The 6,846-nt window shown below is 68.9% G+C and carries 5 protein-coding genes; all 5 read left to right on the plus strand.

The genetic code is table 11. The features are described 5' to 3' along the window. The first annotated feature begins 169 nt into the window (after positions 1–169). On the plus strand, positions 170–1,087 hold the full coding sequence (locus tag ON37_RS02890) for an aminodeoxychorismate lyase (protein ID WP_040716219.1): 918 nt from the start codon (positions 170–172) through the stop codon (positions 1,085–1,087). Positions 1,088–1,262: 175 nt separating this feature from the next. Further along, entirely contained in the window at positions 1,263–2,714 is a 1,452-nt protein-coding gene (locus ON37_RS02895; RefSeq protein WP_040716222.1) for a cytochrome ubiquinol oxidase subunit I, read from the plus strand. A gap of 10 nt (positions 2,715–2,724) precedes the next feature. Then, positions 2,725–3,786: a cytochrome d ubiquinol oxidase subunit II gene (gene cydB / locus ON37_RS02900; protein ID WP_040716225.1), complete on the plus strand. Its 1,062-nt coding sequence runs from the start codon at positions 2,725–2,727 to the stop codon at positions 3,784–3,786. A gap of 6 nt (positions 3,787–3,792) precedes the next feature. Beyond that, on the plus strand, positions 3,793–5,952 hold the full coding sequence (gene cydD, locus ON37_RS02905; RefSeq protein ID WP_083892679.1) for a thiol reductant ABC exporter subunit CydD: 2,160 nt from the start codon (positions 3,793–3,795) through the stop codon (positions 5,950–5,952). A 44-nt stretch (positions 5,953–5,996) separates the two neighbouring features. Further along, a partial coding sequence (locus ON37_RS33960) for an ABC transporter domain-containing protein (protein WP_479687413.1) occupies positions 5,997–6,846 on the plus strand: 850 nt, incomplete at its 3' end.

Below are 6,846 nucleotides of genomic sequence, written 5' to 3' on the forward strand. Positions count from 1 at the left end.
TAGGCGGTCACGGCATACGGTGACGTCGCGGCGCGGGTTGCCGCAGGTGTGCGGCGCGTGTGCCGGGGATGTGCCGTGATCGAGCGGCCCGGGCCGCCGAGGCGGGCGAAGACGTGGGCGGCCTCGCGTACCCACTCCTTCGGCCCCTGATTCGCCTAGGCTGCCACGCATGGTGGATCGAGTTCTGGTGACACTCGACGGCACGGTCCGGGATCCGGACGAGCCGTTACTCTTCGCGGACGATATCGGCGCCCTCCGTGGCGACGGTGTTTTCGAGACGGTACTGGTACGCGACGGCAAAGCGAGTGCATTGGAATTGCATCTGGCTCGGCTCCGGCGCTCCGCGCAGGCATTGGATCTGCCCGATCCGGATGTCGCGCAGTGGCGTACGGCCGTGGAGACCGCGGCCAAGGAGTGGGGCAGCGAGCGCGAGGGCGTGCTGCGCATGATCGTCACCCGCGGCCGCGAGGGTGCCGAGTCGAAGCGGGTGGGCTCGGGTGAACTGTCCGGGCCTACGCCCGATCTCACCGGGTACGTCCTGGTCAGCCCGGTCGCCGAGCGGGTGAGCAAGGCGCGCGCGGAGGGTGTTTCGGTGATCACGCTCGCGCGCGGTATCTCTACCGAACTGGCGACGAACGCGCCGTGGCTGTTGCTGGGCGCCAAAACGCTGTCGTATGCGACGAATATGGCCGCCCTGCGCTTCGCCGCCCGGATGGACGCCGACGACGTCATCTTCACCAGCACTGAACACCGGGTGCTCGAGGGACCGCGCTCCACCGTGGTGATCCAGCGCGACAAACAACTCCTCACACCGCCGGCCCGTGACGGCGTCCTGCCCGGCATCACGCAGCGGGCATTGTTCGCCGAGGCCGAGAAGGCCGGCTGGGAGTGCCGGTACAAATCCCTGTTCACCGCGGATCTCGTTACGGCCGACAGTGTTTGGCTACTGTCGAGCATCACGCTGGCGGCCCGGGTGGCGACCTTGGACGGGCTGCGGATGTCGGCACCCGACTGTGCCGAGGAGATCGTGGAATTGGTGGACAAGGGGATCGGCCGGGCGTGGAATATCGCCGACTGGAATCAATAGAACGTGCGACCATGATCCGGACGTAGCCGACCGCGCCGGAAATCCGCTATCACGCAGCAAAAATGTTGGAGTGTCGTGACGTAGGACTCGTTGCCCCACGGCTGTTCCGGCGTAGGCTCTACTACGACATGTCGTAGTACATGTGGACATCCCGCATCACACAGGAGGCCGCCGGATGGATGTCGTCGACGTCTCGCGTTGGCAGTTCGGGATCACGACCGTCTATCACTTCATCTTCGTCCCGCTCACCATCGGCCTCGCGCCCCTGGTCGCCGGAATGCAGACCGCCTGGGTGATCACGGGTAAGGATCATTGGTACCGGCTGACGAAGTTCTTCGGCAAGCTGTTCATGATCAACTTCGCGCTCGGGGTGGCGACCGGCATCGTGCAGGAGTTCCAGTTCGGCATGAACTGGAGCGAATACTCCCGCTTCGTCGGCGATGTCTTCGGCGCTCCGCTGGCCATGGAGGGCCTGGCCGCCTTCTTCCTGGAATCGACCTTCCTCGGTCTGTGGATCTTCGGCTGGTCGCGGCTGCCGAAGCTGGTCCATCTGGCCACCATCTGGCTGGTCGCCATCGGCGTGAACGCCTCCGCGTACTTCATCATCGCGGCCAACTCGTTCATGCAGCATCCGGTCGGCGCGAAATACAACCCGGAAACCGGCCGCGCCGAACTCGAGAGCATCGGCGCGCTGCTGACCAACAACACCGCGCTCGCCGCCTTTCCACACGTCGTCGCCGGTGCGTTCCTCACCGCCGGAACGTTCGTCGCCGGTATCGGCGGATGGTGGATGGTGCGCAACGCGCGCTCGGGCAGTGCCGAGAAGATGGCCGAGGCACGCGGTATGTGGCGCCCCGCCGCCCGGGCCGGCATGTGGGTGATCGTGATCTCCGGTATCGCCCTGGTCTTCACCGGCGATGTGCAGGGCAAGCTGATGTTCAAACAGCAGCCGATGAAGATGGCCTCGGCGGAATCGTTGTGCCACACCGAAACCGACCCCAATTTCTCGGTTCTGACCGTCGGCACCCACAACAACTGCGACAGCGTCACCCACGTGATCCAGGTGCCGGGGGTGCTGCCGTATCTCGCCGAGGGCAAGTTCAGCGATGTCACGCTGCAGGGCGTGAAGGATCTGCAGGTCGGCTACAACGAGAAGTTCGGACCCGGTGACTACCGGCCGAACCTGTTCGTCACCTACTGGACCTTCCGCGCCATGATCGGCTGGGCGGCCGGATCGGCCGCCATCGCGCTGCTCGGCTTCTGGATGACCCGGCGCGGCCGGGTGCCCGACCAGAACTGGTTCAAATGGCTCAGCCTGATCTGCATCCCCACCCCGTTCCTCGGCAACAGCGCGGGCTGGGTCTTTACCGAAATGGGCCGTCAGCCGTGGGTGGTGGCGCCGAATCCGACCGGTGATCCGGCGATCCGGATGACGGTGCAGCAAGCCGTCTCCGGTCATACCGCGGGCACCGTGCTGGCCTCGCTCATCGTCTTCACCCTGGTCTACGGCGTGCTGGCGGTCGTGTGGTTCTTCCTGATGCGCCGCTATGTCATCGAGGGACCGGAACGGCCGCCGGTCGCCGATGCGGAAACGCCTGCGGTCGAGAAACTTTCGTTCGCGTACTGAGGAGCCGAGGATGAGTCTGCCCGAATTCTGGTTCTTGCTGATCGGTGTGCTGTTCACCGGCTACTTCGTGCTCGAGGGTTTCGACTTCGGCGTCGGAATTCTGATGCCGATCATCGGCCGCGGCGACGAAACGCGAAAACGCGCCGTGCTCAATACGATCGGCCCGGTCTGGGACGGCAACGAGGTGTGGTTGATCACCGCGGGCGGTGCCATGTTCGCCGCCTTCCCCGAGTGGTACGCCAGCCTGTTCTCCGGGTTCTATGTGGCGCTGCTGTTGATTCTGGTGGCGTTGATCGTGCGCGCGGTGGCGATCGAATGGCGCGGCAAGATCAACGATCCGCGCTGGTCGAGGTGGTGCGACCGGGCGATCGTCTTCGGTTCCTGGGTGCCCGCCCTCGCCTGGGGACTGGCCTTCGCGAATATCGTGCACGGGGTCGCGCTCAACGCGCACAAACGCATCGAGGATGGTTTCCTCGATCTGCTCAACCCCTACGGGCTGCTCGGCGCGCTGACCCTGCTGCTGCTGTTCATCCTGCACGGCGCGGTGTTCATCGCGCTGAAGACGGGCGGCGACATCCGGGAGAGCGCCGAGCGCATCGCCCGCGGCATCTGGCTGCCCACCACCGTGGTGGCGGGCGGGTTCGCGGTGTGGACGCAACTCGCGCACGGTCACGGCTGGACCTGGATCCCGTTGGCGCTGGCGGTGTTCGGCCTCCTGCTGGCCGGTGCCGCGGTCCTGCGGCATCGCGACGGCTGGGCGTTCACCGGCACCGCCGTCACCGTGATCGCGGCGATCGTGCTGCTGTTCGGCGCGTTGTTCCCGTACGTGCTGCCGTCCACCATCGACGCCGCCTACGGGCTCACGGTCGACGGCCGGACGATCGACGGGCATCCGACCGTCAGCGCCTCGTCCACCCACTACACGCTGGTGGTGATGAGCTGGGTCGCGGTGGTGCTGACCCCGGTCGTGCTGATCTACCAGGGCTGGACGTACTGGGTGTTCCGCAAGCGCATCACCGTCGAGCAGATCCCGGCGCCCATCGGCCTGTCGATGCGCAGCCGGGTGCGGTAGACCGCCATGGCCCGGCCCGTCGACCCCCGGCTGTGGCGCTACGCCCGCACGGCACGCCGGTATCTGATTGTCAGCGTGGGACTTTCGCTGGCGATCACGGCCGGGATCGTGGTCGGGGCACTGGCGTTGGCCCGGATCGCGGCGGGCGTGATCACCGACCCGGGGCGGCGGACCCCCGGGGCGTGGACCCTCGAGCTGGCGGTGCTGGGGGCGGCGATCGCGCTGCGGGTGATCGCGACCTGGTGGCAGTCGCGGCTCGCGCACCGGGCCGGCGCGCAGGTGGTATCGGAACTGGAGACTTCCGTGCTGGCCGCCGGAGCCGCCCTACCACCGCGCGCACTGGATTCGCGGCGCACCGAACTCGCCGTGGTGGTGGGTGACGGGCTGGGTGGGTTGCGGGCGTATCTGACCGGATATCTGCCGGCGCTGCTGCTCGCGGTGACGGTGCCGCCGATCGTCCTGACCGTGATCGCCGTGCACGACCTCACCGCCGCGATCATCATCCTGGTGACGCTGCCGCTGATCCCGATCTTCATGATCCTGATCGGCTTGCTGACCCAAGGGCGAGCCGACGACGCCCTGGCCGCCACCACCAGGCTGTCGGATCAGATGCTCGACCTGTTCGCCGGAATGCCGACACTGCGGGCCCTGGGCCGGGAAACCGGTGCGGTCGAGGACGGTTCGCCGACCATGCGGCAGCGGGTCCGCGCACTGGGCGAGGCGCTGCACAAGCGGACGATGGCGACACTGCGGATGGCGTTCCTGTCCTCGATGGTGCTGGAGATGCTGGCGACTCTCTGCGTGGCGCTGGTCGCCGTATCGATCGGCATGCGGCTGGTCTTCGGGCATATGGGGTTGTCCGCGGGCCTGCTGGGCCTGATCCTCGCCCCGGAGGTCTATCTGCCGCTGCGTGCGGTAGGGGAGCGGTTTCATGCCGCACAGGACGGGATGGCCGCTGCTGAAAAGGCTTTCGCGGTGCTGGAGCCCGGCCGGGCCGAGGCACGGGACCGCTCGGCGGCCGTCGCCGGTACGCGGGAACTCCCGACGGCGGACCCGGCCGGACCTGCGCAAGGCGCTGCCCGCGGCGCCCGGCGATCCGGCGAGCAGTTCGCGGCGGCGATCGCATCGGGGACGGGAGAGATCGAGCTGCGTGATGTGTGGGTGCGCGCACGGGACGGGTACGCCCCCGCCGGACTGTCGGGTCGGCTGCGTCCGGGTTCGGTGAACGCCCTGATCGGCCCCAACGGAAGCGGGAAATCGACTGCGCTGCAAGTGCTACTGGGACTGCTGCCACCGGATCACGGCGAGGCGCTGGTGGCCGGTCGCCCGGTCGGGGAGCTCGATCCGGACCGGTGGTGGTCGCATATCGCCTGGTTGCCCCAGCGTCCGGTGCTGTTGCCCGGCACCTTGCGGGAGAACCTCGAACTCCTCGGCGCCCGAGCCGGGGACAGCGGGCGCGGTTCGGCCGCCGACGATGCGGCACCCCACGCGGAACAGGATGCGGCGCGCCGCGCGGTGTCCGTCGACAGGGCCTGTGCGGCAACGGGGTTCGACGCGGTCCCCGCCGAACTTCCGGACGGGTGGGATACCGTGGTGGGCCCCGGTGGCGTCGGATTGTCGCTCGGCCAGCGGCAACGGCTGGCATTGGTCCGGGTGCTGGCCGCCGGCCGTCCGATCCTGCTACTCGACGAGCCCACCGCTCATCTCGACGAGCGCAGCGAGGCCACCGTGCTCGCCGCCCTCACCGAACGGGCCCGCGCGGGTGCGACGGTCGTCGTGGTTGCGCACCGCCCCACCGTGCTGGCCATTGCCGACCACATCATCGAGGTAGCCGCGCGGCCCGAGCCCGGTCCGGCGGAAACCGCGGCCGCGCAACGTGACTCGGCCGACCGCGACCTGGGCCCGGCGTCGCGGTCGTCAGGGGTGGCTGCCTCGCCGCCGGACGAACCCGGGCCGGGTACCTCGTCGTCGGATGGCGTGCCGGAGCGCATCGGTGACGCCGATGCGAAGACGTGCTCCGAGCGAACTCGCGAATCGAACGGTCCTTGGCATGCTGCGGAGAGAGATCGTGCGGGCGAGGTGCGGCGTGGCGATGGGAACGCATCGGGCACGCCCGTTGCGCCGATCGGCGCCGGCGCGACGAGGACGGGGGAGTGGACGGCGTGAAATCCCTGTGTGCCGATCTGCGCGAGCTGCGGCGGGTGTCGGAGATCTCCCCGTGGCGCGTGGTCGTATCGATCTGCTGGGGTACGGTCGCGCTGGGCAGCGGGCTCGGGTTGGCGGCGCTGGCGGCGTGGTTGATCGCCCGGGCCTGGCAGATGCCGCCGGTGCTGGATCTGACGGTCGCCGTGGTCGCGGTCCGGGCGCTCGGTATCTCGCGCGGCTTGTTCCGCTACCTCGAGCGGCTGGCGACCCACGACGTCGCGCTGCGTGCCATGACGACCGCCCGCACCGCCGTGTACACCGCGTTGGCGCGCGCCGATATCTGGACGCTGCGCCCCGGCGTCCGCACCGAGGACGACGCCGCCGATCCGGCGAAACACTATGCCGCCGGCAGTTCGTCCATGTCGGCACAACCCGTTCCGGGCGATACCGGTCCGGCCGAGCGACGCCGGCCGGCCGGTCGCGGTAGGCGATCCGGCGCCGTGGGACGCGGTGGAAACGCGGCCGGCCCCACCGTGATCGGCCCGTCCACCGGTCCGGCGGGCGCAGGTGACGGCGGCGAGGAGAGTGGTCTGCTCCGCCGGGGGGATCTGCTCACCCGGATCGGCGCGGATATCGACGATCTGGGCGCCGTGATCGTGCGAGCGGTCGTACCCATCGCCGTCGCGATCCTGCTCTCGCTGGCCGCCGTCGCCCTGCTGGCCACTGTCTCCCTGCCCGCGGGTGTGATTCTGGCGGCGGCGCTGATGATTTCCGGTGGGTTCGCGCCGTGGCTGTCCGCGCGCGCGGCGCGTGCCGCCGAACTGGCGGTGCAATCCGACCGTGCGGAATTCCGGGCCGCGGCCGTCACCGTGCTCGATCACGCCCCCGAACTGCGGGTCGCCGGCCGGCTCGAGA

The sequence above is a fragment of the Nocardia veterana NBRC 100344 genome, assembly GCF_000308855.1.
Lineage (GTDB): Bacteria > Actinomycetota > Actinomycetes > Mycobacteriales > Mycobacteriaceae > Nocardia > Nocardia veterana.

Bases quoted from the DNA above. Each gene is read 5' to 3' on its own strand.
- ON37_RS02890 (WP_040716219.1), top strand. From the start codon at position 170: ATGGTGGATCGAGTTCTGGTGACACTCGACGGCACGGTCCGGGATCCG.
- cydD (WP_083892679.1), top strand. From the start codon at position 3,793: ATGGCCCGGCCCGTCGACCCCCGGCTGTGGCGCTACGCCCGCACGGCA.
- cydB (WP_040716225.1), top strand. From the start codon at position 2,725: ATGAGTCTGCCCGAATTCTGGTTCTTGCTGATCGGTGTGCTGTTCACC.
- ON37_RS02895 (WP_040716222.1), top strand. From the start codon at position 1,263: ATGGATGTCGTCGACGTCTCGCGTTGGCAGTTCGGGATCACGACCGTC.